The 22,492-nt window shown below is 69.3% G+C and carries 21 protein-coding genes; 8 read left to right on the top strand and 13 right to left on the bottom strand.

What is annotated here, in order from left to right; all coding sequences use genetic code 11:
* Positions 1 to 54: 54 nt before the first annotated feature.
* Together arsB and JK364_RS16575 are read right to left on the bottom strand one after the other, a co-directional pair.
* On the bottom strand, positions 55 to 1,176 hold the full coding sequence (gene arsB, locus JK364_RS16580; RefSeq protein ID WP_201851834.1) for an ACR3 family arsenite efflux transporter: 1,122 nt from the start codon (positions 1,174 to 1,176) through the stop codon (positions 55 to 57).
* Positions 1,176 to 1,577 (bottom strand): ArsR/SmtB family transcription factor, encoded by a 402-nt coding sequence (locus JK364_RS16575; protein WP_201851833.1) that lies wholly within the window; start codon positions 1,575 to 1,577, stop codon positions 1,176 to 1,178. Before JK364_RS16575 ends, arsB begins: the two co-directional genes overlap by 1 nt.
* An 80-nt stretch (positions 1,578 to 1,657) precedes the next feature.
* Here JK364_RS16575 and JK364_RS16570 point away from each other — a divergent pair, with 80 nt between their 5' ends.
* Positions 1,658 to 2,131, top strand: coding sequence for an ArsI/CadI family heavy metal resistance metalloenzyme (locus JK364_RS16570; RefSeq protein WP_201851832.1), 474 nt, complete (start codon positions 1,658 to 1,660; stop codon positions 2,129 to 2,131).
* Positions 2,132 to 2,278: 147 nt separating this feature from the next.
* Positions 2,279 to 3,334, top strand: coding sequence for a hypothetical protein (locus tag JK364_RS16565; RefSeq protein ID WP_201851831.1), 1,056 nt, complete (start codon positions 2,279 to 2,281; stop codon positions 3,332 to 3,334).
* A 90-nt stretch (positions 3,335 to 3,424) separates the two neighbouring features.
* On the opposite strand, the gene JK364_RS57005 is transcribed toward JK364_RS16565, so the two are convergent.
* The 3 genes from JK364_RS57005 to JK364_RS16550 are packed head-to-tail and all read right to left on the bottom strand — an operon-like array spanning position 3,425 to position 7,269.
* The gene (locus JK364_RS57005) at positions 3,425 to 4,396 is read right to left on the bottom strand and encodes an ROK family protein (protein WP_201851830.1); all 972 of its coding nucleotides are present in this window, start codon (positions 4,394 to 4,396) and stop codon (positions 3,425 to 3,427) included.
* 30 nt (positions 4,397 to 4,426) lie between these two features.
* Positions 4,427 to 5,449 (bottom strand): LacI family DNA-binding transcriptional regulator, encoded by a 1,023-nt coding sequence (locus tag JK364_RS16555; RefSeq protein WP_201851829.1) that lies wholly within the window; start codon positions 5,447 to 5,449, stop codon positions 4,427 to 4,429.
* Positions 5,446 to 7,269 carry a class I mannose-6-phosphate isomerase gene (locus JK364_RS16550; RefSeq protein WP_201851828.1) on the bottom strand — a complete coding sequence of 608 codons (1,824 nt, stop codon included), beginning with the start codon at positions 7,267 to 7,269 and terminating at the stop codon, positions 5,446 to 5,448. Before JK364_RS16550 ends, JK364_RS16555 begins: the two co-directional genes overlap by 4 nt.
* Positions 7,270 to 7,416: 147 nt before the next feature.
* On the opposite strand from JK364_RS16550, the gene JK364_RS16545 reads away from it, so the two are divergent.
* The 6 genes from JK364_RS16545 (at position 7,417) to JK364_RS16520 (ending at position 15,383) form a co-directional block, all read left to right on the top strand.
* The gene (locus tag JK364_RS16545) at positions 7,417 to 8,688 is read left to right on the top strand and encodes an ABC transporter substrate-binding protein (RefSeq protein ID WP_201851827.1); all 1,272 of its coding nucleotides are present in this window, start codon (positions 7,417 to 7,419) and stop codon (positions 8,686 to 8,688) included.
* Positions 8,676 to 9,632 carry a carbohydrate ABC transporter permease gene (locus JK364_RS16540; protein WP_201851826.1) on the top strand — a complete coding sequence of 319 codons (957 nt, stop codon included), beginning with the start codon at positions 8,676 to 8,678 and terminating at the stop codon, positions 9,630 to 9,632. Before JK364_RS16545 ends, JK364_RS16540 begins: the two co-directional genes overlap by 13 nt.
* Positions 9,629 to 10,441 (top strand): carbohydrate ABC transporter permease, encoded by an 813-nt coding sequence (locus JK364_RS16535; RefSeq protein WP_201851825.1) that lies wholly within the window; start codon positions 9,629 to 9,631, stop codon positions 10,439 to 10,441. Before JK364_RS16540 ends, JK364_RS16535 begins: the two co-directional genes overlap by 4 nt.
* 117 nt (positions 10,442 to 10,558) lie before the next feature.
* The gene (locus tag JK364_RS16530) at positions 10,559 to 13,768 is read left to right on the top strand and encodes a glycoside hydrolase family 38 N-terminal domain-containing protein (RefSeq protein WP_201851824.1); all 3,210 of its coding nucleotides are present in this window, start codon (positions 10,559 to 10,561) and stop codon (positions 13,766 to 13,768) included.
* Positions 13,769 to 14,250: 482 nt separating this feature from the next.
* On the top strand, positions 14,251 to 15,009 hold the full coding sequence (locus JK364_RS16525; RefSeq protein ID WP_201851823.1) for a DUF4365 domain-containing protein: 759 nt from the start codon (positions 14,251 to 14,253) through the stop codon (positions 15,007 to 15,009).
* Positions 14,904 to 15,383, top strand: coding sequence for a hypothetical protein (locus tag JK364_RS16520; RefSeq protein ID WP_201851916.1), 480 nt, complete (start codon positions 14,904 to 14,906; stop codon positions 15,381 to 15,383). The genes JK364_RS16525 and JK364_RS16520 overlap by 106 nt, the downstream gene beginning before the upstream one ends.
* Before the next feature lie 253 nt (positions 15,384 to 15,636).
* Here JK364_RS16520 and JK364_RS16515 read toward each other — a convergent pair whose 3' ends face one another.
* From JK364_RS16515 to JK364_RS16480, 8 genes are all read right to left on the bottom strand, one after another.
* On the bottom strand, positions 15,637 to 16,872 hold the full coding sequence (locus JK364_RS16515) for a DNA sulfur modification protein DndB (RefSeq protein ID WP_230992008.1): 1,236 nt from the start codon (positions 16,870 to 16,872) through the stop codon (positions 15,637 to 15,639).
* A 1,156-nt stretch (positions 16,873 to 18,028) separates the two neighbouring features.
* On the bottom strand, positions 18,029 to 18,691 hold the full coding sequence (locus tag JK364_RS16510; protein ID WP_201851822.1) for a class I SAM-dependent methyltransferase: 663 nt from the start codon (positions 18,689 to 18,691) through the stop codon (positions 18,029 to 18,031).
* Between the two features lie 65 nt (positions 18,692 to 18,756).
* A complete protein-coding gene (locus tag JK364_RS16505) occupies positions 18,757 to 19,227 on the bottom strand; it encodes a glycine-rich domain-containing protein (RefSeq protein ID WP_201851821.1) in 471 nt (156 codons plus the stop codon).
* A gap of 201 nt (positions 19,228 to 19,428) precedes the next feature.
* Positions 19,429 to 19,572 (bottom strand): hypothetical protein, encoded by a 144-nt coding sequence (locus tag JK364_RS16500; RefSeq protein ID WP_201851820.1) that lies wholly within the window; start codon positions 19,570 to 19,572, stop codon positions 19,429 to 19,431.
* Positions 19,569 to 19,742, bottom strand: coding sequence for a hypothetical protein (locus JK364_RS16495; protein ID WP_201851819.1), 174 nt, complete (start codon positions 19,740 to 19,742; stop codon positions 19,569 to 19,571). The genes JK364_RS16500 and JK364_RS16495 overlap by 4 nt, the downstream gene beginning before the upstream one ends.
* Entirely contained in the window at positions 19,739 to 20,575 is an 837-nt protein-coding gene (locus JK364_RS16490) for a Scr1 family TA system antitoxin-like transcriptional regulator (protein ID WP_201851818.1), read from the bottom strand. Before JK364_RS16490 ends, JK364_RS16495 begins: the two co-directional genes overlap by 4 nt.
* Entirely contained in the window at positions 20,572 to 20,901 is a 330-nt protein-coding gene (locus tag JK364_RS16485) for a hypothetical protein (protein ID WP_307841299.1), read from the bottom strand. Before JK364_RS16485 ends, JK364_RS16490 begins: the two co-directional genes overlap by 4 nt.
* A gap of 185 nt (positions 20,902 to 21,086) precedes the next feature.
* Positions 21,087 to 22,337: a helix-turn-helix domain-containing protein gene (locus JK364_RS16480; RefSeq protein ID WP_201851816.1), complete on the bottom strand. Its 1,251-nt coding sequence runs from the start codon at positions 22,335 to 22,337 to the stop codon at positions 21,087 to 21,089.
* Between the last annotated feature and the right edge of the window lie 155 nt (positions 22,338 to 22,492).

The following is a 22,492-nucleotide window of genomic DNA, read 5'->3' as shown; positions in this document are numbered from 1 at the left end:
TTCTCGGGCTTCTCGGGGTTCTCGGGGTTCTGGGGGTTCTGGGGGTTCTGGGGGTCAGACACGGGCGGCACCTTCCTGGGCGGGCGCGTGCTCGGCGGTCATGGCGGTGGGCTGAGGGAAGTAGCGGCGGGCGGCCAAGGCCACGTGGACGAGGCCGATCAGTACGGGAACCTCGATGAGCGGGCCGACGACCCCGGCCAGCGCCTGCCCGGAGGAGGCGCCGAAGGTGGCGATGGCGACGGCGATGGCGAGTTCGAAGTTGTTGCCCGCGGCGGTGAACGCCAGCGTCGTGGAGCGCGGATAGTCCAGGCCCACGGCCTTCCCCAGTGCCATGGACCCGGCCCACATCACGGCGAAGTAGACCAGCAGCGGCAGTGCGATCCGCGCCACGTCCATCGGCTGTGAGGTGATCGCGTCGCCCTGGAGGGCGAACAGGACGACGATCGTGAACAGCAGCCCGTACAGGGCGAACGGGCCGATGCGCGGGATGAGCTTCGTCTCGTACCAGGCACGGCCCTTGGCCCTCTCGCCGAGGCGCCGGGTGAGGAAGCCTGCCACCAGGGGGATGCCGAGGAAGATCAGCACGCTGCGGGCGATCTCCCACACGCTGATATCGAGACCGGTCTGTTCCAGGCCGAGCCAGCCGGGCAGCACGGTGAGGTAGAACCAGCCGAGCGCGGAGAAGGCGATCACTTGGAAGACGGAGTTCAGGGCGACGAGGACGGCGGCGGCTTCGCGGTCGCCGCAGGCCAGGTCGTTCCAGATGATGACCATGGCGATACAGCGGGCCAGGCCGACGATGATCAGGCCCGTCCGGTACTCCGGCAGGTCCGGCAGGAGCAGCCAGGCGAGGGCGAACATGACCGCCGGGCCCAGGATCCAGTTCAGTACGAGCGAGGGGACCAGCAGGCGCCGGTCCCGGGTGACCGTGTCGAGGCGGTCATAGCGGACCTTGGCCAGGACCGGGTACATCATCACCAGCAGGCCCAGCGCGATGGGCAGCGAGACGCCGGTGACGGTCACCTTCGCCAGGGCGTCGCCCAGGCCGGGAACGAGCCGTCCCAGGCCGAGGCCGACCGCCATCGCCAGCAGGATCCACACCGCGAGGAAGCGGTCCACGAACGACAGGCGCGGGGCGGCGGGAGCGGCCGAGGACGCCGTCACGTGGGCGGCCATCAGGCGTCCCCCGCCGTCCCGGCAGGCTCGGGCAGAGGCTGTCCGGCGGGGCGGGTGAGGATCCCGGCGAGCCGGTCGGTCATCTCCGGCAGCAGCCAGTAGTAGACCCAGGTCCCACGGCGCTCGCAGTCGATCAGCCCGGCCTGCCGCAGCAGCTTCAGGTGATGCGAGATCGTCGGCTGCGACAGATCGAAGGCTGGGGTCAGGTCACACACGCACACCTCACCCCCGGCGCGGGAGGCGATCATCGACAGCAGTCGCAGCCGGATCGGGTCGCCCAGCGCCTTGAACACCTTCGCCAGCTCAACGGACTGCGCCTCGCCCAGGGGAGCGGTCAGCAGTCCCGGGCAGCAGCCGTCGACGCCGTCCTGGCCGGGCACCGCAAGCTCTTGTTTCGACATTCTTCTATGTTGACATTTTTCGATCCAAGGCGCAATGTTGAATCGAAGAACATCGATACAACCCGATGGGAGACCCTGTCATGTCCCGCGTGCAGCTTGCCCTGAACGTGCCCGACCTCGACGCTTCCGTGACGTTCTACTCCAAGCTCTTCGGCGTCGAGCCCGCCAAGCGCCGCCCCGGATACGCCAACTTCGCGATCACCGAGCCGCCGCTCAAGCTCGTCCTGATCGAAGGCGAAGCCGGACAGGAGACCCGGCTGGACCACCTCGGCGTCGAGGTCACCTCCACCGACCGGGTCACCGCCGCCACCGACCGCCTCAAGGAGGCGGGGCTCGCCACTTTCGAGGAGAACGACACTTCCTGCTGCTACGCCCTCCAGGACAAGGTCTGGGTCCACGGCCCCGGCAAGGAGCCCTGGGAGGTCTACGTCGTCAAGGGTGACGCCGACCAGATGGGCAAGAGCGCGGCACTCGACACCGCCGACGCCTGCTGCGCCGGCGAGCCCGCCCCGACGGAGGCCTCTTCGACGGAGGTCTCTTCGACGGAGGCCTGAGGACGGGACCCGTTTGGCGGCACACCGAGTGAGGATGCGAACACTTGTAGTTAGAAATGGAACGTCATCTTGCCATCCCGGTCGACCAGCAAGGCCGCTGGGACCGGTGATGCGCCGCTTCACTCCAGTGCTGAGGAAGGCGTAACGATGAGGTTCATTTCGCGGTCCGGCGCCATGACCGTCGCGGTCGGTGCGGGACTCTCCCTCGCGGTCCTGCCGGCCGGACCGGCCAGCGCCGCCGACGACATCCAAGTGCGGTGCAACGACATCCCCGGCCTGGTGAACGCCATCAACCAGGCCAACACCAACGGCGCCCGCATCACCCTCGCACCCCGCTGCACCTACACCCTGGCCACACCGGACAACCCGGACGACGGGCTCCCGGAGATCACCGGGGACGTGACCATCTCCGGCAACAACAGCACCATCCGACGCGACCCGGACGCCACGGAAAACTTCCGCATCTTCCACGTCGTATCCGGTGGCACCCTCACCCTGAAGTCACTCACCGTCAGTGGTGGCCTCAGCGGCGACTCTGGCGGCGGCGCCCTCAACGAGCAGGGCACACTGAATCTGAACGACACCGTCTTCAAGGACAATTCCGCAGCCACCGGTGGTGGCGTCTCCAACGACGGTGGACAGCTCAACCTCGACCGCACCACCGTCGAGCGCAACCGCGCGGCCAGCTTCGGTGGCGGAGTCGTCAACAGCGGTGACGGCACAATGACGATGAAGCGCGGATCCCTGCTCAAGAACCGGGCGGTCACCGACAATGGTGGCGGTTTGGAGAACATCCTGGGGACCGCGACTCTGGAGTCCGTATCAGTCAGGGGCAACAGCGCCATCAACGGTGGTGGCATCCGCAATGTGAACGCCTCCACCCTGAACCTGAAGTCGACCACCCTCAAGGACAACATCGCCGTGCGAGGCGCGGGCCTCTCGAACCTCTCCACCCCCGCCGGCACCGCCACCGCCACATTGGTCGACAGCCTGGTCACCCGCAACACGGCGATCACCGCCGGTGGCGGCATCGACAACCAGGCGGGTCAGGTGACGCTCACCAACACCAAGGTCATCGACAACGAGCCGGACAACTGCGCCCCCGAAGGCAGCGTCCCCGGCTGCACCAACCCCACCGCCGCCATTGACCCGCCCCCCACCCAAGGGCTCCAGTCCGACGACGACATCAAAGACCCCAAGTAAGCCGCCCACCACGAAGACCAAGAAGGGCGGGACCCACACACCGGGTCCCGCCCCTCTGCGCGCCGCTCTCCCGCTGGCCCGCCGGTCCGGCTACGCCCCCCGCGCCGCGAACACCGCCGCGCCCAGCAGTGCCTGGTCCTCGCCGTCGGCGTGTACCGACAGGGTGAGGCGGGCGAGCCGTGGGTCGTGGTGGGTGAGGCCGGCGGTGAGGGGTGGGCCTATCAGGGGCCAGGCGGCGGTGATGGAGCCGCCGAAGACGACCGTGTCGGCCTCGAAGGCGGTCAGCCACGGGGCGAGGGCGGCGCCGAGGGCGCGCAGGGCCGAGGTGATGACGTCGCGGGCGGTGATGTCGTCGACGGCGGCGAGGGCCGTCAGTTCGCGCAGCCCGTCGACGGGACGGCCGGTGCGGTCCGTGTAGTGGGCGGTCATCGCCCGGGTGGAGACCGTGTCCTCCAGCGGACGGCCGTCGACGGTGAGCAGGTCGACGCGGCCCTCGGGCGGCACGCGCGGGTCGTTCTCGACAATCGCCCCGCGGTCCAGGAACGCGGAGCCGACCCCCGTACCGAGGGTGACCGCGACGAGGCGGCGGCTCTCCGCGTGGGCCGTGTGCCGGGCGCCGAGCGCGAAGGCGGAGGCGTCGTTGAGGAACCGCAGCCGGGCCGGGCGCGGGTTCAGACGGGGGGTCAGGAGGTCGCCGACGGCGAGGCCGTCCAGCGCGGCGAACTTGCCGACGCCGTGGTAGCGGGCGATGCCGCGCGCGTAGTCGAACGGCCCCGGGACCGCGATGCCCCAGGTGCCGCGGACCCCGTGCGCGCCGAGGGCCGTCGCCGAGGACGCAGGGGACACAGAGGACGCAGCAAGCCCGGAAAGCACGCCGTTGGCGGTCTCGGCGAGCGCGGTGAGGAAGTCCTCGGGGCCAAGGCCGGGCGCCAGTGGCAGGCGGCGCCTGGTGCCGTCGACGATCCGGGCCCGGTCGAGGTCGACGGCCGCCGCGGTGACATGGGAACCGCCCACTTCGAGGACGGGCACGACGGAGGGCTCGTCAGCGCGTCGGTGCGGCACAGCAGGGCCTCCGGTGTCCGTCATCGGCGCCTACCGCGGTGCCGGATGGTCGACGAGTGTGGTCGCGATGGTCACGCGGCGCGGCGGCTGCGGGGCGGTGCTCGCCTGGCGCTCGAACAGCAGCGTCGCGGCGGCCCGGCCGAGTTCGACCGGGTCGTAGGAGACGACGGTGAGCGGCAGGTGCAGCATGTCGGCGAGTTCGATGTCGTCGAAGCCCGCGAGGGCGACCGGCTCCTCGTCCTGCGCACGGTCCCGCAGGGCACGCAGCGCGCCCACCGTGTTCCGGTTGTTGGCGGTCAGCAGCGCGGTCGGCGGGTCCGGCAGGGCGAGCATGGCACGCGCCGCCTCCTCCGCGAGCGCGCTGTCGCCCCGGTGCCGGCTGATGTACCGCTCGTCGAGCGCGATGCCCGCCTCCTCCAGCGCCACCGCGTAGCCCCGGAAGCGCTCGGAGCCCGTCCACAGCGACGGCGGCAGGCCGAGGAAGCCGATGCGCCGGTGGCCGCGGGACACGAGGCGGCGGCACGCGTCCCGGGTGCCGCCGTAGTCGTCCACCAGGACGCAGTCCACGTCGATGCCCATCGGCGGGCTGGCCGCGAGCACCACCGGGAGATCGCGCAGCCGTTCGGCGCCGAGGTGGCTGTGGTCGTGCCCGGCGGGGGCGACGACCAGGCCGTCCACGCCGCGGTCCACCAGGTCGGCCACCACCTCCCGTTCGGTGGCCGGGTCCTCCCCGGTGCTGCCGAGCATGACCCGTGCGCCGTAGCCCACACAGATCTGCTCGAGGCCCACGGCGAGTTGGGAGTAGAACGGGTTCGCCAGGTTGGTCACGACCAGGCCGATGAGCTCGCTGGGGCCGCCCGAACGCAGCTCTCGGGCCCGCTTGTTGGGGCGGTAGCCGAGGGCCGCCACCTCGGCGAGCACCCGCTGGCGGGTGGCCTCGCCGATGCCGCGCTGACCGCGCAGCGCGCGGGAGACCGTCATCGGGCTGACGCCGAGCCGCGCGGCCACGTCCCGCATGGTCAGGGCCGGTTCGGACTCCGAATGTGCGCTCATACCACCTGTGCCTTCACCAGACGGACCGGCTCCGGCCCCTGACTGTGCACGTGGTAGGCGGTGACGGACGCCGGGACTGCGAGAGTTTCCGCATAGTGTACGGAGTGCCGGTGCCCGGCGGCGGTGGTGATGACCGCGCCCTGCCCGTCGACGACGGTCAGCACGTGGAAGCGGCCGTCGGTGCGCTGCTCGGCGGCCCGGCCCGGTTCGACGGCGATCCGGTGCACCTGGAAGAACATCGCCGGCAGCGCGCCCAGCACCTCCTCCCGCCAGCCGTCCCCCGCGCGCAGCGGCCGGGGCCGCTGGATCAGCTCGCGGGCGACCGCGGCACCGGACCGCGCCGGGTCGAGGTTGCGGAAGGCGTGCTCCACGTGCACGGCACGCTGCCGGTCCGCCGCGTCCCGCCGCAGCCAGTCGTAGAACCGCAGTGAGTACAGATAGGGGGTGGCGCTGACTTCGAGGACGACATTGCCCTCGCCGCTGCCGTGCGGCGTACCGGCCGGGACCAGGTAGAGCTGCCCGGCCTCGGCGGGGAACACCCGCACATACCGCTCGATGTCGAACGGTGTGCCGTGCGCGTCGGCGGCGTGCGCGCTGTGGTGGAACTCCTCGACGTCGGCGTCCTCGCGCAGTCCGAGGAAGACCTTGCCGTGCTCCTCGGCGTGCATCAGGTAGTAGGTCTCGTGCTGGGTGTACGACCAGCCGAAGACGTCGCGCATGTCGTCGGGCCTGGGATGGCAGTGGACCGACAGATTGCCGCCGCGGACGGTGTCGAGGTAGTCGAAGCGGACCGGGAACGACGTGCCGAACATCTCGTGCACGGCCGGGCCGAGCACCTCCACCGGGGAGAGCGCGACGACGAGCTGGAACGGCACCTCCACACACCTGGAGGCGTCGTCGCCGAGCAGGACGCCGCTCTCCGGCGCGATCAATTCGTAGCCGAGAGCCGTGTTCTCCGCGTCCGGGTTGTGACCGAGCGTCTCCTGTGCCCAGTGCCCGCCCCACGGCGTCGAGTTGAAGGTCGGCCGGGTGCGGAAGGGGCGGGCGGCGAGCGACCGGCAGGTCTCGCGCAGCGCGTGCCCGCCGATCGACGTCGGGGCGACGGTATCGGTAACGTCGATCCATCGGTCGATCCGCTCCGCCATGTGGTCGCGGTGGCGGTCGAGCAGCGGCCAGTCGATGTAGAGCAGTCGGCGCAGGGTCGGCGGCTCGCCCTCGGGCGCCGCGAGGTTGCGGCCCCGGCCGTGCTTGACCGCCGCCTCCGCGTACCGCTTCGGCAGGTCGGCCCACCACAGGACGTCGGCGTCCGCGAGCGCGGCGCCGGGCCCGAGCAGGACGCGCAGCGTGCCGTCCCCGGCCGGACCGGATGCGCCCACGGCGCCCTCGGCCGGGCCGGAGCCCCCCGCGCCGGACGCGTCCACGCCGCCCGTACCGGATCCGCCCAGGTCAGCGAGCGCCGCCAGGGCCCGTGGGTCCATCAGGTCGGAGAGGTCGCCGTCGGCCAGCCGCGCGAAATCGGGGTCGTCCCGCAGCTCGTCGGAGTCCGTGAGGCCGCGCACCGTCTCCCAGTCGCGCACCGCCGTCCGGACGTCCGCGAACTCCACCCGGATGCCGCCGTCGCCGAACGCCGCGCCCAGCCCGGCGGCGACGGCGGCCCAGTCCAGCACCGCGGGGCCGTCCACGGCGAGGACCCGGGTCCCCTTCGGGAGCGTCCCCGCCGCGTCGGCCCAGCCGACGGCGACCGCGTCGGCGAGGACCGGATAGCACGGTGTCGGATCGTACTGTGGCGCCTTCACCTTGACCTGCGGACTCTCGCCCATGTCACCAATCCCGTGAGATACGTTAACGCGACTTCTTTTCAAACCACCTGCACGCCTGTACGTTACCGATAACTTACCAGGTCGGTGATTCCGTGACGAGGGGGTCAGATGGGGTCGGTCGACAAACCAATCGATATGCCGCAGGGGATGAGTCGGCGCCGAATGCTGGCCGCCTCCTCCGCGGGCATCGCCACTCTTGCCCTCACCTCGTGCGCACGAGGTTCGATGAGCCGGCCCGCGCCCACCGATGTGGTCTCGGTGTTCAACGACAACCCCACCTGGTCGCCGGGTTTCCGGGCGGCGGGCGGGAAGTTGCGGCCGCTGTCCGGCTTCCGGCTCGCGCCGCGGGCGGTTCCCAACGTCAGCAACTATCAGCAGATCGTGCGGATGTCGGCGCGGACCGACTCCACGGCGGATCTCCTCAAGTGGTGGAACGGGTACCGGCTGCGCGACATCGCCCGCGCCGGGATCCTCGCCGATGTCACCGACGCCTGGGACGAGGCGGCCCGGCGCGGCTGGAGCGACGACACCGCGTTGCGCGAGACCTTCAGCCATGAGGGAAGGCAGTACGGCGTTCCGCTCTACAAGTCGTACTACGTGGTCTTCCACAGCCGGACCGTCTTCAAGCGGCTCGGGGTGGACGTGCCGACGACATGGCAGCAGTTCCTCGACGTGGTGGACACCGCCCACGCCAAGGGGGTCACGCCGATCTCCTCCGCCGGCGCGACCACCTGGGAGTCGTCGATCTGGTTCCAGCAGCTCGTCAACGGGCTCGACCACCGCTTCTACCTCGATCTCACGGCGGGCAGGGCCTCGTACACCGACGATGTGTGCCGACGCGCGATGGCGCTGTGGAGCGATCTGTACCGGCGGGGCGCGTTCTCCTCGCCCGACGCCTCGGTCACGGACGTGCCGGGCCAGTTCGCGCAGGGCCGTACCGCCATGTGTCTCTACGGCACCTGGAACACCGGGGCGTTCCTCGACGCCGGGGTCAAGGACGCCGACCTCGGCGCGTTCCTGCTGCCCACGCCGCCCGGCGGCAACCGCTCGGTGCTCGTGGAGAGCGGTGTGCTGGCGGTGTCGGCCAACGCCCACAAGCGCGACGCCGCCCGCGCCGTGGCCCGCGCCTGGCTCGACCCGGCGGTCCAGACGGCGTGGACGGGATTCCTCCGGGACACCTCCGCCGACCCGCGCGTGGTGCCGGACGTGGGCACCGTGCGCCAGGTCGCCGCCCAGGTGCGGCGGGAGCGGCCGACGCAGGCCATCCGCTACTGGGAGGCATCGCCGCCCGTACTGATTGAGGGGAACGTCCAGGACCTGAGCGCCTTCATGATCGACCCCACCCCCGCGACGGCGACGCGGACCCTGACGAACATGCAGCACCGAGCCGACAAGGAGTGGAAGGTGTGGACGTCCTGACCACTGCCGACGAGGCAGCCAGCCGAACGGGGCCACACCGGCCCGAACCCCCCGTGCCCGATCCGCGCTCCGCCCGCTTCCGCGCCACCGCCTGGGTGGGCGCGTTCCTGGCGCCCGCCGTGGCGCTGGTCCTGCTGCTTCTGGTCGTGCCCTTCCTGAGCACCGCATGGCGCAGCCTCTTCGACGACAACGGCATCACCGCGCGCTTCGTCGGCCTGTCCAACTACACCGCGCTGTTCGCCGACCCCGACTTCGGCCGGTCGCTGCTGAACACCGTGCTCTGGGTGGTGGGCACGCTGGTCCTCCCCGTGCTGCTGGGCCTGCTCCTCGCGGTGCTGACCCACTCGATGCGCTGGGGCGCGGTGGCCCGCACCGCCGTGGTCATCCCGTACGCGCTCTCCGGTTCGGCGACGGCGCTGCTGTGGACGTACCTGCTGAGGAGCGACGGGGCGGTCAACCAGACGCTCGCCGCGGTCGGGCTCGGCGGCTGGCAGCAGGAGTGGCTGCTGCACTGGCCGTTGAACACCCTCGTCATGATCGTGGCGACGACATGGCAGGCGACCGGGGCCTCGCTGATCCTGTTCCTGATCGGGCTCCAGACCATTCCCACGGACACCATCGAGGCCGCCCGGCTCGACGGCGCGCGGGGTCTCCAGCTGTTCCTGCGCGTGATCGTGCCGCAGCTGCGGCCGATGACCGTCGTGGTGGTGGGCATGTCCATCGTCAACAGCCTCAAGACCTTCGACATCGTGTGGCTGCTCAGCCAGGGCGGCCCCGGAACGGCCTCCGAGACGCTCGCGCTGACGATGTACCGGCAGACCTTCACCCTCAACCGGTACGGCTACGGCGCGGCGGTCTCCGTCGTACTGACGGTCGTCGTCATCGCCGCCTCCTGGCTCTACCTGCGGCAACAGGTGCGGCAGCGGTCGGGCGATGCCGTATGACGGGCCGAACGGCGCGCGGCGTCCTGGTCACCCTGGTCTCCGTGCTGTGGCTGGTGCCGACCTGGCTGGTCGTCGTCAACGCCTTCACCCCGGCGAAGCAGTACACCGGATCCCCGCGGTGGTGGTTCGCCTCCGCCGGGCTGTTCGCGAACATCCGCACCGCGTTCGAGAGCGCCGACGTCGGACGGGGACTGCTCAACACCCTGCTCTACGCGGTGATCGGCGCGGCGGTGGCGGTGGTGATCGCGGCACTCGCCTCGTTCGCCGTCACCGTGATGCCGGTGCGGCGGCCCGGACTCTGGTTCTGGTTCATCTTCATCGGCACCGTGCTGCCCCTCCAGACCTTCCTGTCCCCGCTGTTCAGCGGGTACGCCACCACCGACCTCTACGACACCCAGTACGGCATGCTGCTGATCTACGTGGCGCTGACGATCCCCTTCGCGTTCTTCGTCAACCGCAACTTCATGCTCACCGTGCCACGGGAGATCTCCGAGGCGGCCCAGCTCGACGGCGTGAACTGGCTGTCGATGTTCCTGCGGATCCACCTGCCGCTGGCCAGGAACGCGCTGCTGGCCGCGTTCATCTTCCAGTTCACCTGGATCTGGAACGACCTGCTGTTCGGCATCACCCTGTCGCTCAGCCCGAACGTGCGGCCGGTGACGGCCACCCTCGCCGACCTCAACGGCAACTACGCCACGGTGGGGCCGCCCGTCGTGCTCGCCGGCGCGCTCGTCGCCTCGGTGCCGACCGTGGTCCTCTTCTTCGTGTTCCAGCGCTTCTTCGTCAACAGCCTGCGGCTCACGGCCTGAACTCGCGGCTCACGGCCCGAACCCGCAGCCCACGGCCCGAACCCGCGGCCCACGGCCTGAACCCGCGGCCCACGGCCTGATACGAACCACTGAACCACCCTGGGAGAGAAGACACACATGACGACGCGCGCCCTCGTACGCGACCGCCGCTGGTCCACCGACAAGGCCCGGACGAGCATGATCGGCCTCGCCGTCGCCGCCACCGCGCGGGCCGGCACCACGGAACTGCGGGCCCTGCCGGAACACCTCGTACGCCGCGACGACGCCGGTGCCCGGCGCGGGGTGCGCATCCTCATCTCCGGCGACGCGCCTGGCCATGACGAGTGGACCTTCGAGGCGGAGATCGCCGGCCGTGGCCGGGTGCCCGTGGAGGTGCTGCCCGCGCCCGGCGGACCACGCCTCATGCTCCCCCTGGAGCGCGACCGCCGCGACGTGCGCATCGAGGCCCGCAACGGCGACGCCTCGGCGGTGCTCGCCTTCGCGCTGGAACCGCCGCGGGACTGGACGATCCACCTGGTCCACCACTCGCACCTGGACATCGGCTACACCGATCCGCAGGGCACCGTCCTCGGCGAACACGTCGCCTTCCTCGACTCCTGCCTCGACCTGACGCGTACCACCGACGGCTGGCCCGACGACGCCAGGTTCCGGTGGGCCGTGGAGTCGCTGTGGTCGTTCGAGCAGTGGGCCGCCGTCCGGCCGCCGGAGCGGGTCGCGGAGTTCATCGAGCGGGTCCGCGCCGGTCAGATCGAGCTGACGGCCATGCCGTACAACCTCCACAGCGACACCTGCTCCACCGACGAACTCCACGAACTGCTGCGGCCGGCCCGCCGGGTGCGGGACACCTACGGGATCGACTTCCGCTCGGCCATGCAGACCGACGTGCCCGGCTCCGTCGCCGGGCTGCCGGACGCGCTGTCCCCCCTGGGCGTGCGCTACCTGTCGGTGGCGCACAACTGGGCCGGGCGCTCGGTGCCCACCACCAACGGCGGGGCACGGCTGCCGCGCCTGTTCCGGTGGCGCGCCCCGTCGGGCAAGGAGGTGCTGGTGTGGATGACCGACAGCCCCCACGGCCTGGCCTACATGGAGGGGCCCGTGCTGGGCTTCGACACCTCCTACGCCATGGTGGACGACCTGCTGCCCGCCTATCTGACGTCGCTCGCGACCAACCCCTACCCGTTCCCGCCCGAGCTCCTCGGCTCACCGGCCCCCGCGCCGGGCGAGCGCGAGCCCTACCCGTGGGACGTGCTGCACCTGAGGGTGCAGGGCCACTTCGGGGACAACGCGCCGCCGCGGCTGATCCTCGCCGAGACCGTACGCCGCTGGAACGAGACCTGGGACAGCCCCAGGCTGCGGCTGTCCACCAACACCGACTTCTTCACCGACGCCGAGGCCCGCCTCGGCGACGCCATCCCCGCCTTCGAGGGCGACTGGGGCGACTGGTGGGTCGAGGGCGTCGGCTCGGGCGCCCGGCCCCAGGCCATGGTGCGCCGCGCCCAGTCCACCGTCACCGACGCCGCCACGCTGTACGGCATCGCCGCCCTGGCCTCCCCCGCGGGGCCCACCGCCGACCTGGCCACCGCCGCCCGCGGCGGCGCGGACCAGGTGTACCGGTCGGTGTCCCTGTTCAACGAGCACACCTGGGGCGCCGCCGACCCGTGGACCCACGGTGACGCGGGCGGCGAGTCGGGCGAGCAGCAGTGGCACTGGAAGTACGGGTACGCGCTGCACGGCGACAACGACGCCGACACCTTCCTCGACCACGCCTCGGCCGCGCTGGGCGCCGTACTGCCCACCGCGGCCGACGCCGATGTGACGTACTGGGCCGTCAACACGACGGCGGCCGCGCGCACCTCGGTCGTGACGGTGTTCCTGCGCGAGAGCCGTGTCCCCCTCACGAGGGCGGTGTCGGTGACCGACGGCCGCACCGGCGCGGAACTGCCGCTGGTCCAGGAGGCGCAGACCAACCCGGTCCACCGGGACGCCGGGCGGTGGCTGCACATCCAGGTGCCCGACGTGCCGCCGTTCGGCCTCGTACGGCTGGACGTGACGGTGACCGGCGAGGACGGCGGCAAGGTGGTGGCCTCCCCCGCTCCGCTCCGCCTCGACGGGGACGAGAACGGCGAGGCGGACGGGGACCGCGAAGCCCGCGCCGTACCCCTGCCCACCGCCGACGACCTGATCCTGGAGAACGACCACCTGCGCGTCCGTATCGACCTGACCAGGGCCTGTGTGGCGAGCCTCGTCGAGAAGGCCACCGGCCGCGAACTCGTCGACCAGGACGCCGTCGTCGGCTTCAACGGCTACGTCTACGACACGTACACCACCGCGGGCGGCTACAACCACCAGGCCAACAAGACCACCGTGAGCGAGGAGCTGGAACTCCTCGGCTCCCGGACCCTGGCCCGCCCCGCCGTGCTCCTCGAACGCGTCGACGACGCCCTCGGCCAGCGCCTCACCTACGAGTACGCGGCGGACGGCGTCCGCCGGGCCCGCACCACGGTCGGCCTCGGCCGCGACGACGCCCACCTGGTGATCGACAACCGCTTCGACAAACCCGCCACCATGACGAAGGAGAGCGCGTACCTCGCGTTCCCGTTCGCGCTGTCGCGGCCCACGGTCCAGTACGAGATCACCGGCGCCCTGACCGGCACCGGCCTCGCGCACGTACCCGGCGCGCCCCAGCACATGCGTGCCGTCAGGTCGTTCGTCTCCCTGACCGACGACGGCGGCCCCGTCGCCTGGATCACCAGGGACGCGCCGCTGGTCGAACCGGAGACCATCGCCCTGCCCTACGCGCCCTTCCCCGACTCGACGTCACCGCGACAGCCCGGCACGGTCTACTCCTGGGTGCACAACAACCTGTGGGACACCAACTTCCCGTCCCAGCAGGCCTTCCACACCACCTTCCGCTACGCGGTGGGCGTCCGCCGGAGCGGCGAGACCATCGACGCCGAAGCCCTGGCACTGCGCACCGCCTACGAGGTCGACCACCCGCTGATCGGCGTCCCGGCGCACGGCGCCCCCGCCCCGGACCGGCCGGCCGAACTCGCGCTGCTCTCCGTGGACGACGCCCGCATCGCGGTCCGCGACGCCGCCCCGGTCCCGGGTGAGGACGGCGTCGACCTGCTGGTAAGGCTCCAGTCCTTCGCCCCGGAGCCGCGCACGGTCCGCCTCCACTGCGGCTTCCCCATCACAGCCGCGGAACGCGCCACCTACCTCGGCGACCCCGACGGCCCCACCACCCTCGACGGCAACGACATCCTCGTGGACATCCCCCGCCTGGGCACCACAGCGGTACGGGTGCGCCTGGCACCGCAGAGGTAGCGGGAAAGCGCCTCGCCCGCCACCGGCCGGGGGCCGGTGGCGGGCGGCGTCGGTCAGCAGCTCTACCGTGGCCCAGGTCAGTTTTAGAGCGAAGGACAGCCGGGCTGAGTTACAACCTCTCTACTGGTTCAAGCACCCCTCGTCGCTCCGCTCCCCCGGGCGGGCGCGGGCGGCCGCCCAAGAGGCAGGCACACAGAGATGAGGTCAGAACGCATCGTGGCTGGGGCGGTCGGCTCCACGACTTTAGCCAGCCACTTTGGCGCGAGCCTCGAAGATCATGGCCCCACATCGGGCACTACCGGGCAGGTACACAAGCCTGCCCGATCCGCGGGCCGGCGTAAGGGACCATGATCACTCGCGCCAAAGCAGCTCCCGGCCAAAGTACGCCGGCCTCACGCCGTCCCGCCCGAACCGCTCACATTCACCCAGAGCTAACTGGCATTCTCGTGTCCAAAGTACTTTCCGACCACTCAGGATGGGCAATGCCCCCGCGCAAGAGACTTCGCAATACGAAAGCCACCGAACGCGCAGGAGTTAATGCACTGCGGGATTTTCTAGAAGCTCGCGAATGCGTGGTGCAGGAGGTAGATACCGCAAATGACTTCGGAAAAGATCTACTCGTTGACCTGACAGAGGACCGCGAAATCACCGGGCACACAATCGCGATTCAAGTGAAAAGCGGCAGGAGCTTCCTCCATAACGGAATATGGGGTATCCCCGCCAAGTCTGTCGACTTGAATACATGGCTTGAGTCATCCATTCCGATGTTCGGGGTAGTATTCGACCCGGACTCTCAGCAACTTCACTGGATGAACCTGAGCGCTTACGTCCACGAGGAGATGGACGCACTACACGAGCATAAGAACATCGGCAAGGGTCAACCCATAGACAATGACCGGTTCAGAGGGCACTTCGTCCCCTTCCCTAGTACACAGGTCCTCAAGGCTGAAACATGGGATCATTTCACCGCCGCGGTGAATGACTACGGCCGCAGGTTCGGCGGGCACTCCCTACTGGACCTCGTGGCTCAAGACGTAGTGGCGCAAGTGTCGGCCATTACCGACTGTTTCGCACTTGGTAGGGGTGACGTGCGCGCCCTGCTCCTAATGCGTCACACCATCACTAAACTTTCCGGATGGGCTCTGATGGCAGCAATCACCGCTCTCTCGCACTGCGCACCGCATCCAGATATGGCCTGGAGCAAAAAAATTGGATTCCTCAGCGGATTCGGAATCAAGTAGTAGAAACTTTCGACTGGACGCCAGACGAGCTGCTTCACATGATTCAAGGCCTTGAGGAAGCCAGCAATGAAGGATACTCCGTCTGGGAACGCGGGGGTTGCGGTCAGAGCTTCGCAGTCATCCTCTGGGATGCGCCGAACCTATGTCATACATTGAGTGTGGCACTGTCTACAGCCTGTCGTAACTTCAATTCCGACACGGCTTTCCGCGCTTTAATCCTTTACCAGTACTTCTTGGGCATCAAGGAGAATGACGCGGATCTCGCATCTGTAGTCGGCAAATTGATGTCGAAATGGCCGAAGCTGGCCGCACACCCACTCTCGAAGGAATTGGTCGATATTCTTGAGGAATATGGTTGGGCAGACATCTTCTAACCGACTACACGCATGCACCGGGTCCAGCTAACAGCGAGCTTGTGGCAGAGGCCCACCAGGCCGTCTCGGGGCCGTCTGAGAGCGCTCAGCGGTGACCAACGCTCTGACAAACATCGACAGCTAACTCGCAGGTCGCAGCGTTGATCCACGGCAATCAGCCGTAAACCGAAACGAAATCAGCCCCAGACCACATTTGCTGGTCAGGGGCTGATTCCCACTACCGACAGAACTCAAGCCTCTCGCGAGAGCGAAGCTAGAACCGTCCGCGGATCTGCTTACCCGTGTCGCTCTCCGGGTGGTTCAGCGCGTCGTAGACCTTGTGGCCGGAGTCACGGGCGCCGCCAGCCCAAGAGACGGCACCCCGGTCGGTCAGCTTGGCCGCGATACCGCTCCAGTACTTCGCCTCGCGCTCCCACTGGATACCCTCCAACAGGCGCTCCAGAGTGAAGCCCTCGGGCAAGGGGTCCGCGCTCCAGGACATGGTGCGGTTCATGGTCGCGCCGAGGCCAGCCACGACGGCAGGGGCGGTGATGGCAGTCTTGGCATGGAAGAGCGCGGCGTTCTCCTGGAAAAACGCGCCCACCGTCTCCATGACCTCGCGCTGGACGACGACCTTGTCCGGACGGTCGCCGCTCTTGTTGGCGGGGATGTCCTCGTGCTCGATGCCGGTCGACGCGGCGTGGATACCGGCCTTGCCGAGCATGGCCGTGGCGACGAGGGTCCGCAGGACCGACATCGTCATCCACTCCGCGGCCTTGTCCGACACCTGGCGCTTGCCGGTGAGAATCAGGCTGGACAGCGGAACCGTGGTCTCGTCGAGCGGCACCTTCAGCGACTCCATCAGCTTGCGCGTCACGGTGGTGCCGAAGTCGCGGCCATCCATGGACATGGCCAAGGACTTATCGACCGGAACGCCCTTCAGATTGCGGTCGTGGAAGATCTGGCGGGCGGCCATAACGCTGATGCCGTGGAAGATCTCGAACGACAGCGGGATCGCGCCGAAGTCGAAGTCCGCCTCCAGGTCGTACGCTGCCGGATTCCTCTTGACCCGGTGCCAGGCGGTGACTTGAGTTTCGCTGTCGAGAGCGTAGAGGCCATCCTTGATCGGCAGGGCCGAGGAGCCATCCTCAGAGATGACCAACGGGCGCGGCGACCACAGGGTGATCTGCGGCAGCGACCAAGCGTTGTCGAAGTCCCCTCGCAGACCGGCCGCAATGTAGTCGGCGTACTCGCCGACGTTCTTGGCCTTCTTGCTGCTCGCAGTGCCGAGGAGCCGCTGGATCTCGGCGCGCGTGCGGGCGTAGTCGCTGATCGACTGTCCGGCCTTCTGGGCACGCTTGGCGGCGTCCTCAACCTCCTGAGGGTCGTTGACGATCGCCAGCAGGTTCTCGCAGTCGATGACGCCGTTCGCCATGACCCCCTTGCGGATCTCCCGGAGATCGACCGGCAGGCCAGTGGTCACCGGCTTCAAGGACGTGGTGATGCTCAAGATCCCTCCCCTTCACGGGCGTCTACCCTGACGCACCGTCACGTCCAGGACACTATCGGGCACTCCGTCAGAGCGTCAACTGAGGTGATCAGAATCTTTCATAGTCCATGCCGCAGTCGGTCATTTTTCAACTGCGGCAGAGTTGATAACCCTGAACGAGCGACTGCGGTGGGCCAACTTCAGTCAGCCCAGCTGTCCGCGGAAACTACGGAGGCCCCGTAGGAGCGAGCCTTGATCGGCTGAGGCCATAACGGTCGCGCTTGCGCGCCTAGCTGCGTGACAGCCGCACCGGGCGACGCCGGACCACCAGGGCTTTCCCGGTCTATTCGCCCAGTTCAGGCCAGCAGTAACCCCACGTACAGCAGCCGCCCGATTTGCGTCGGGACGAAGGGGCCGCCGTGCCACAGCCGTGCCAGAAGCAGGGGTCAGCAGCTGTCAACAAGGGTGGCTAGCGGGTGCATCCGTGCCCGCTAGCTCGACCAGTGAAGCCGCAGGTCACTTGCCGTACGGCCCAGCCTCTCTCCTAAAGCGGTGCTTGCTCGCTCGGCCTCCGTACGCCCGCGTAGGCCACCAGTGTGCCGCCGTCTTCGGTGAAGAAGAGCATGAAGGTCCATGTCCCATCAGCAACTGTGACCTGTCCAAGGCGGACCGGCTGGTCATGTCGGCGGAGGAGCCGCGCCGCTCGCTACAGCCCAAGCGTCTCGATGCCCTTCCACTGTGTGTGCGGAAGTGGGCGTGCATAGGTCTGGGCATGCCACTGGGCCGGAGAAGTCCCGTCCCACACAACGTAGGTAGCGCCGCTGAAGACGGCAGCCAGGGCAGCCACGGATGCCTCGTCGTCACGGCCCAGCAGCCGCACCAACAAGTGCCGTTCCATAGTCACCCCTGCCGGAATCCTGCTGTACGGGTATGGAAGCACCGCAACCGCGGATCTGACATCCACGACTGACATCAACAACGCCTGACGAGGAGGTCCACCAGTGACTCTCAACGGCCGTCGCACCAGTCGATGACAGCAGCCACAGGGGGCCTGGATCGAACTCCTAAAGCGGCTGTCGCAGATTCGAATCCTGCCGGGAGACCTCCTGCGCAACAGGTTGCAGAGTCGCAAGGCTTCTCGTTTAAAGGATCACGGCGTGCAGGCGTGTAACCCCGCTCAGGCCGTGGTGCGGACCAGCAGGGTGCCGATCTTGCGGGGGCCCGGCGGCGCGGGCAGCACTCGTGCCGTTGCTTCGGTGAACCCGTACTCGCGCAGGATCTGCGTCCAGCGCGGTGGTTCGTAGTCCCACCGCTTCACCACCAGCGGGTCCTCCTCCTCAGACCTCGTGATGTACGACGCCTGGCAGCCGTAGCAGCCCCCGACAGGTGGGCGCTGGGAGAAGGCGAGCACGCCGCCCGGACGCAGGCGCTCATGGATTGCCGGCAGTAGTCGGGCAGGGTCGGTGAACCACACAGCGCCGAAGACGGAGAACACCGCGTCGAAGGTGTCCGTGCAGCGGGTCAGGAAGTCGAGGGCGTCCGCCTGGTGCAGCTCCAACTCGACGGTGTCAGCCCATCGGGCGTCGGCGGCCCTGAGCTGGGCCGGGGAGAGGTCCACGCCTACGGCGCGCGCGCCGAGTGTTGCGATGTGCGCGAGGTTGCCGCCCTTCCCGCAACCGAGCTCCAGCACCGACGAGCCGTGGCCTGTACCGAGGATCTCGGCACCGGGGCCGTGATCGGGGTACTGCGTCCAGTTGAACCACGTCAGCTCCCCAGCGGCGTTCACGGGCCGCCGCTGGGGCTTCTGCTGGGCGTAGGTGTCCCAGGCGGTCTCCGTCATGCGCCCTCCGTTCCTGTGGGCCGACCGCCCGGCGGCGGTACCGGGCGGTCGGCAGGGTGCTTACGTCAACTCTTGCCGCTGTTGGGGCTGTCGGAGCAGCCTGCGTGGCACTGGCTGCAGTCGGCCGCTTCGGGCCAGAGGTCGACGTCCACCGCGTACCCGGCGGCCGCGATGGCGTCGAGGGTGCGCTGCCGCGCCGCCGCCGCTGTGCCGTGCTCGCCTTCCGCTGGATCCGTGGGGACGTGGTGGATGAAGTGTCCCGCAACGCGCTGGCAGAAGTCGGCGTAGTCGCGGGTGTGGAGGAGGAAGGTGTGCCAGCCGATGTCGATGGCCTTGCTGGGCGTTAACGGTCGGCCGGTGTTGTTGGCGCAGGCAGCGAGAAAGGCCGCGGTCTGGGCGGCGATCCGCTCGGCGAGTGGCGGCGCGACGTCGTGGTCCTTCACGATGCGTGTCGCCAGCAGGTCGAGGAGAGCGGCGCTGAGGAGTGCCTTGGGGTCGGTGGTGGTGCCGAGCGGCCATTCTGCGGTGACGGTCATATTGCCTCCTATGGCGGATGCTTGGTCTGGTCTTGCTGGAGTGGGGACCGGTCCGGTGGTCCGGGCTGCCGGGCCCCACTGCCCCTGCCTTCTCGGTGTCCGCGTCTCGGCATATCGACCGGCAGGGGGCTTGGGGGTGGGCCGCCAGCCGCGAAGTCCAGCCCGGGGCGGGGCCCCCGGGCCACCGACGGCCCGCCCGGTCTATGGGGTTGGGGTGCGTGCGAGGAAGGGGTGGACAGCGAGCGCCCGCAGCACGACGTTCGCGCTGAGCGGCGGGCCCGGGCAGGCGGCGCGGAAGACGATCAGCACTGCCCGTTCGGCGGGGGCCTGGCGTCGGTGCCTCATTCGCCCTCCTCTGACCGGGCCTGCCGCGCAGCCCGCTCGTAAGCGCCGAGCAGCCGCTCCCCGATCTCGCACCCGGCGCCGGGTGTCCGGCAGGCCGGGCAGCCCGCGGCGTGCTCCAGGGCTGCGCGCCACTCGTTCGCGGCGGCCGGGCCCAGCAGACTCGCGGTCACGCCGTCAGCTCTTCCAGGAGCGGATCCGACTCCGGGTCTTTGGCCAGCTGCTCAAAGCGTCGGCGCGCTATATCCAGCAGCACGGCGCTCGCCTCGGGATCCTCGGCGGCGGCGAGCCCGGCGGCCAGACGGTCGCGTGCCGGTTGGCTGTCCGGTCCGGTGGTGTAGAGCGCGCTCCAGGTCTCCTCGGCTAAGACCTCGTGCCCGTGGAGTTGGAAGCGGTGCAAGTTGCCCGGCGGCGGGATGACCCCGGCTTGGAAGGGCACCACCAAGATTCGGGGGCCGAATGGGGAGGTTCCCAGGCGCTGCAGGTGGGCCATCTGGGCCGCCATAGCCTGTGGGTTTCCGAAGGTGCGCAGGAGCGTCGCCCCGTCGAGGATGACGGTGGCGTCCTGCGGCTGGGTGGACGATGGCAGCAGGGGCAGTTGGGCCACGGGGTATTCGGTGGTCTGCACGATGCGCGGGATGGTGGCCGAGGCGTAGACGCAGATCGCGGATGCGTGTTGCTCGCAGGCAGGCATCCGGTCCGTCCAGCCTTCGGTGTTGTCGTGGATCGTGCCCGTCCTGCGCTTGGGATCTCTCGGCTGCTGGCCTGCCAACCGCAGTGCGCCGACGATGGTGGACCAGTCGGTCACCCCGTAGAACCTGGCCAGTGCGCACACGTCCTGCCATGGCTGTGCCACCTGGCCGGTCTCCATCCCGCTCAGCTTGGCCGCCGAGCTGCGGATGAACTCGGCCGCGTCACAGAGCTTGAGGCCCTTGGCCTGCCGAAGCGCTCGTAGGTACGCGCCCAGAACGAGCGGCGCGGGGCCCCGGTCGTAGGTGGTGGTCACCGGCCGACCTCCCGGTCAGGGCCAAGCTCGGCGGCGACCGCCTGGGCCAGGGCCCCACGTAACAGGGGGCTGTCCGTGAGGTAGCGGTCGGGCCCGGGCGGGACGCGCCAGTGCAGTACCGGCCCGGCGGTGTGGCCGATGGGGGGAACGCCGATATAGGAAGTCGGGGCCGCACCGAGTGTCTGCACCTGCGGGATGCGACGCCAGTACTGCGCGCTCCCCGCCACGATCAGCCAGTACATCTGCGCGTAGTCGGCGATGACGGCGCCGGTCGTCCCGCCGAGTAACTCCAGGGCCCGCTCACCGATCGCCACGGGAGCGCGCACGGCATCCCAATGGGAGCCGACCCGGACCATCTCTATGTCGGCGCCTTGCGGTGGCGTCCACGGCTCTGCTGTACGGCTGCTGGTTTGCACGGGGCCCCTCGGCGTCATCGGTGATCAGGTGCTGACCGACCGTAAGAGCGCCGAGGACGGAGGAGGGGCAGAGATTCTGCCCCTCGAACGCCGGTTCAGGCAGCCAATACCCCGATCTTCACCGCCAGTTCGGCAGCGCGGCGGCGATGCACCGGAGACTTCGACTCGGTCTCCTCCAAGATGATCCGGCGTGCGTAGCCGTTGTAGCGGATCGTCTCCGGCGCGGCCTCGTACGCCTTGTCCAGCGTCGCCAGGGCGGTCTCCGGCTGCCCATCCAGGTGGTAGCCGCGCGCCTCCTCGATCCGGTGCCGGGCTCGCCTCGGCCGTGACGGGATCGTCTTGGCGTCCGCCTTCGCGGCCTGCCGTACGGACTCCCCGCCCGCGTGCAGCTCGACCGCGACCGTGACCGCGTGCGCGCCCATGATGCCTCGGGAGAACGACGTCATGGGGTGGTAGTAGTCGGCAGGCAGCCGCTCGGCCATCTCGCGGGCGGTGTCCCAGTAGCCCCAGGCGGCGCCGGTGTCACCGCGGCGGGCCGCGGTGTATCCGGCCTCGAACCGCAGGGCGCCGGCGATCGCGCGTACGTTGTCCGGCGCGTCCGGCAGGAGTGGGGTGAGGTAACGCAGCGTCTCCTTGGTGACCGCGTCGGCCGCGTCGTAGTGGGCGGGGCCGCTGTCCCGGTGGGCCTGGGCGGTGAGCCATGCTGCCATGCCTATGGCGTGCGGGTCCTCGCTCTCCTGGGCCGCTACCATGCCGCGTTCGGCAACGCGCCAAAGAAGCGCGGAGTCGGGCTGGTAGGCGATGAAGAACTGACTGAGGCTGTAGACCTCGGCGAGGACCGCTTGAGCCGCCCGCCGTTCGGGGGCGCGGTCGGCCTGGCGTACGGCGAGTTGCGCATCCCGGATGAGGACCGGCAGGAGTCCGCCGATCACCTCGCGGTGGTTGGGTGCGGAGTGGCGGGCGGACCAGGCGCTTTGGAGACGTGCGCTCAGGTGCGCGGGCGAGGGCGCTTCGCGGTCGGCGGTGAAGGGGAACGCTTCGATCGCGGCTCGCACCGCGGGCAGCTTGGCGTGACCGGGGCCGATGAAGAGGTCGACGGGCATGGTCTGGTCGCCGGTGAGCTCGGAGAGGTCGCGGACGCGCAGCACCTCGGCGATGCGCAGGATCATGGGGAGTGCGGGGGTGTGGAGGGTGCCGTTCTCGACCTGCTTCACCCAACTCGGTGACTTGCCGAGGAGACCGGCGAGGACGGTACGGCTCATGCCCCGGCGGGTACGGAGGACTTGCATCCGCTGACCGAAGACCAGCGGATGGTCAAGCGGGTCCGGGGTAGCGTCAGATGACATGGCCTTGCCCCTCTCTGTCCAGCTTGTCACTGCCAGGGTATGGGCAGGGCCGTTGTCGTGTGCGGCGGTTCACTCCCAGGCAGTCGCTGCCGCGCGTAACTGGGCTGCCCCGGAACCAAGATCCGCCTGGAGGGGCCCATGCACATCAGCGAGCT

Origin of the sequence: Streptomyces endocoffeicus, from assembly GCF_016741935.1 — a bacterium.
GTDB lineage: Bacteria > Actinomycetota > Actinomycetes > Streptomycetales > Streptomycetaceae > Streptomyces > Streptomyces endocoffeicus.
The sequence above is the reverse complement of the archived record's forward strand: the minus strand, read 5'-3'. Positions and strand labels throughout refer to the sequence as shown.

Excerpts from the sequence above, each read along its gene's own strand:
- arsB (WP_201851834.1), bottom strand. The coding sequence starts at position 1,176 with ATGGCCGCCCACGTGACGGCGTCCTCGGCCGCTCCCGCCGCCCCGCGC.
- JK364_RS16575 (WP_201851833.1), bottom strand. The coding sequence starts at position 1,577 with ATGTCGAAACAAGAGCTTGCGGTGCCCGGCCAGGACGGCGTCGACGGC.
- JK364_RS16570 (WP_201851832.1), top strand. The coding sequence starts at position 1,658 with ATGTCCCGCGTGCAGCTTGCCCTGAACGTGCCCGACCTCGACGCTTCC.
- JK364_RS16565 (WP_201851831.1), top strand. The coding sequence starts at position 2,279 with ATGAGGTTCATTTCGCGGTCCGGCGCCATGACCGTCGCGGTCGGTGCG.
- JK364_RS16555 (WP_201851829.1), bottom strand. The coding sequence starts at position 5,449 with ATGAGCGCACATTCGGAGTCCGAACCGGCCCTGACCATGCGGGACGTG.
- JK364_RS16550 (WP_201851828.1), bottom strand. The coding sequence starts at position 7,269 with ATGGGCGAGAGTCCGCAGGTCAAGGTGAAGGCGCCACAGTACGATCCG.
- JK364_RS16545 (WP_201851827.1), top strand. The coding sequence starts at position 7,417 with ATGAGTCGGCGCCGAATGCTGGCCGCCTCCTCCGCGGGCATCGCCACT.
- JK364_RS16535 (WP_201851825.1), top strand. The coding sequence starts at position 9,629 with ATGACGGGCCGAACGGCGCGCGGCGTCCTGGTCACCCTGGTCTCCGTG.
- JK364_RS16530 (WP_201851824.1), top strand. The coding sequence starts at position 10,559 with ATGACGACGCGCGCCCTCGTACGCGACCGCCGCTGGTCCACCGACAAG.
- JK364_RS16525 (WP_201851823.1), top strand. The coding sequence starts at position 14,251 with ATGCCCCCGCGCAAGAGACTTCGCAATACGAAAGCCACCGAACGCGCA.
- JK364_RS16520 (WP_201851916.1), top strand. The coding sequence starts at position 14,904 with ATGGGCTCTGATGGCAGCAATCACCGCTCTCTCGCACTGCGCACCGCA.
- JK364_RS16510 (WP_201851822.1), bottom strand. The coding sequence starts at position 18,691 with ATGACGGAGACCGCCTGGGACACCTACGCCCAGCAGAAGCCCCAGCGG.
- JK364_RS16505 (WP_201851821.1), bottom strand. The coding sequence starts at position 19,227 with ATGACCGTCACCGCAGAATGGCCGCTCGGCACCACCACCGACCCCAAG.
- JK364_RS16500 (WP_201851820.1), bottom strand. The coding sequence starts at position 19,572 with ATGAGGCACCGACGCCAGGCCCCCGCCGAACGGGCAGTGCTGATCGTC.
- JK364_RS16480 (WP_201851816.1), bottom strand. The coding sequence starts at position 22,337 with ATGTCATCTGACGCTACCCCGGACCCGCTTGACCATCCGCTGGTCTTC.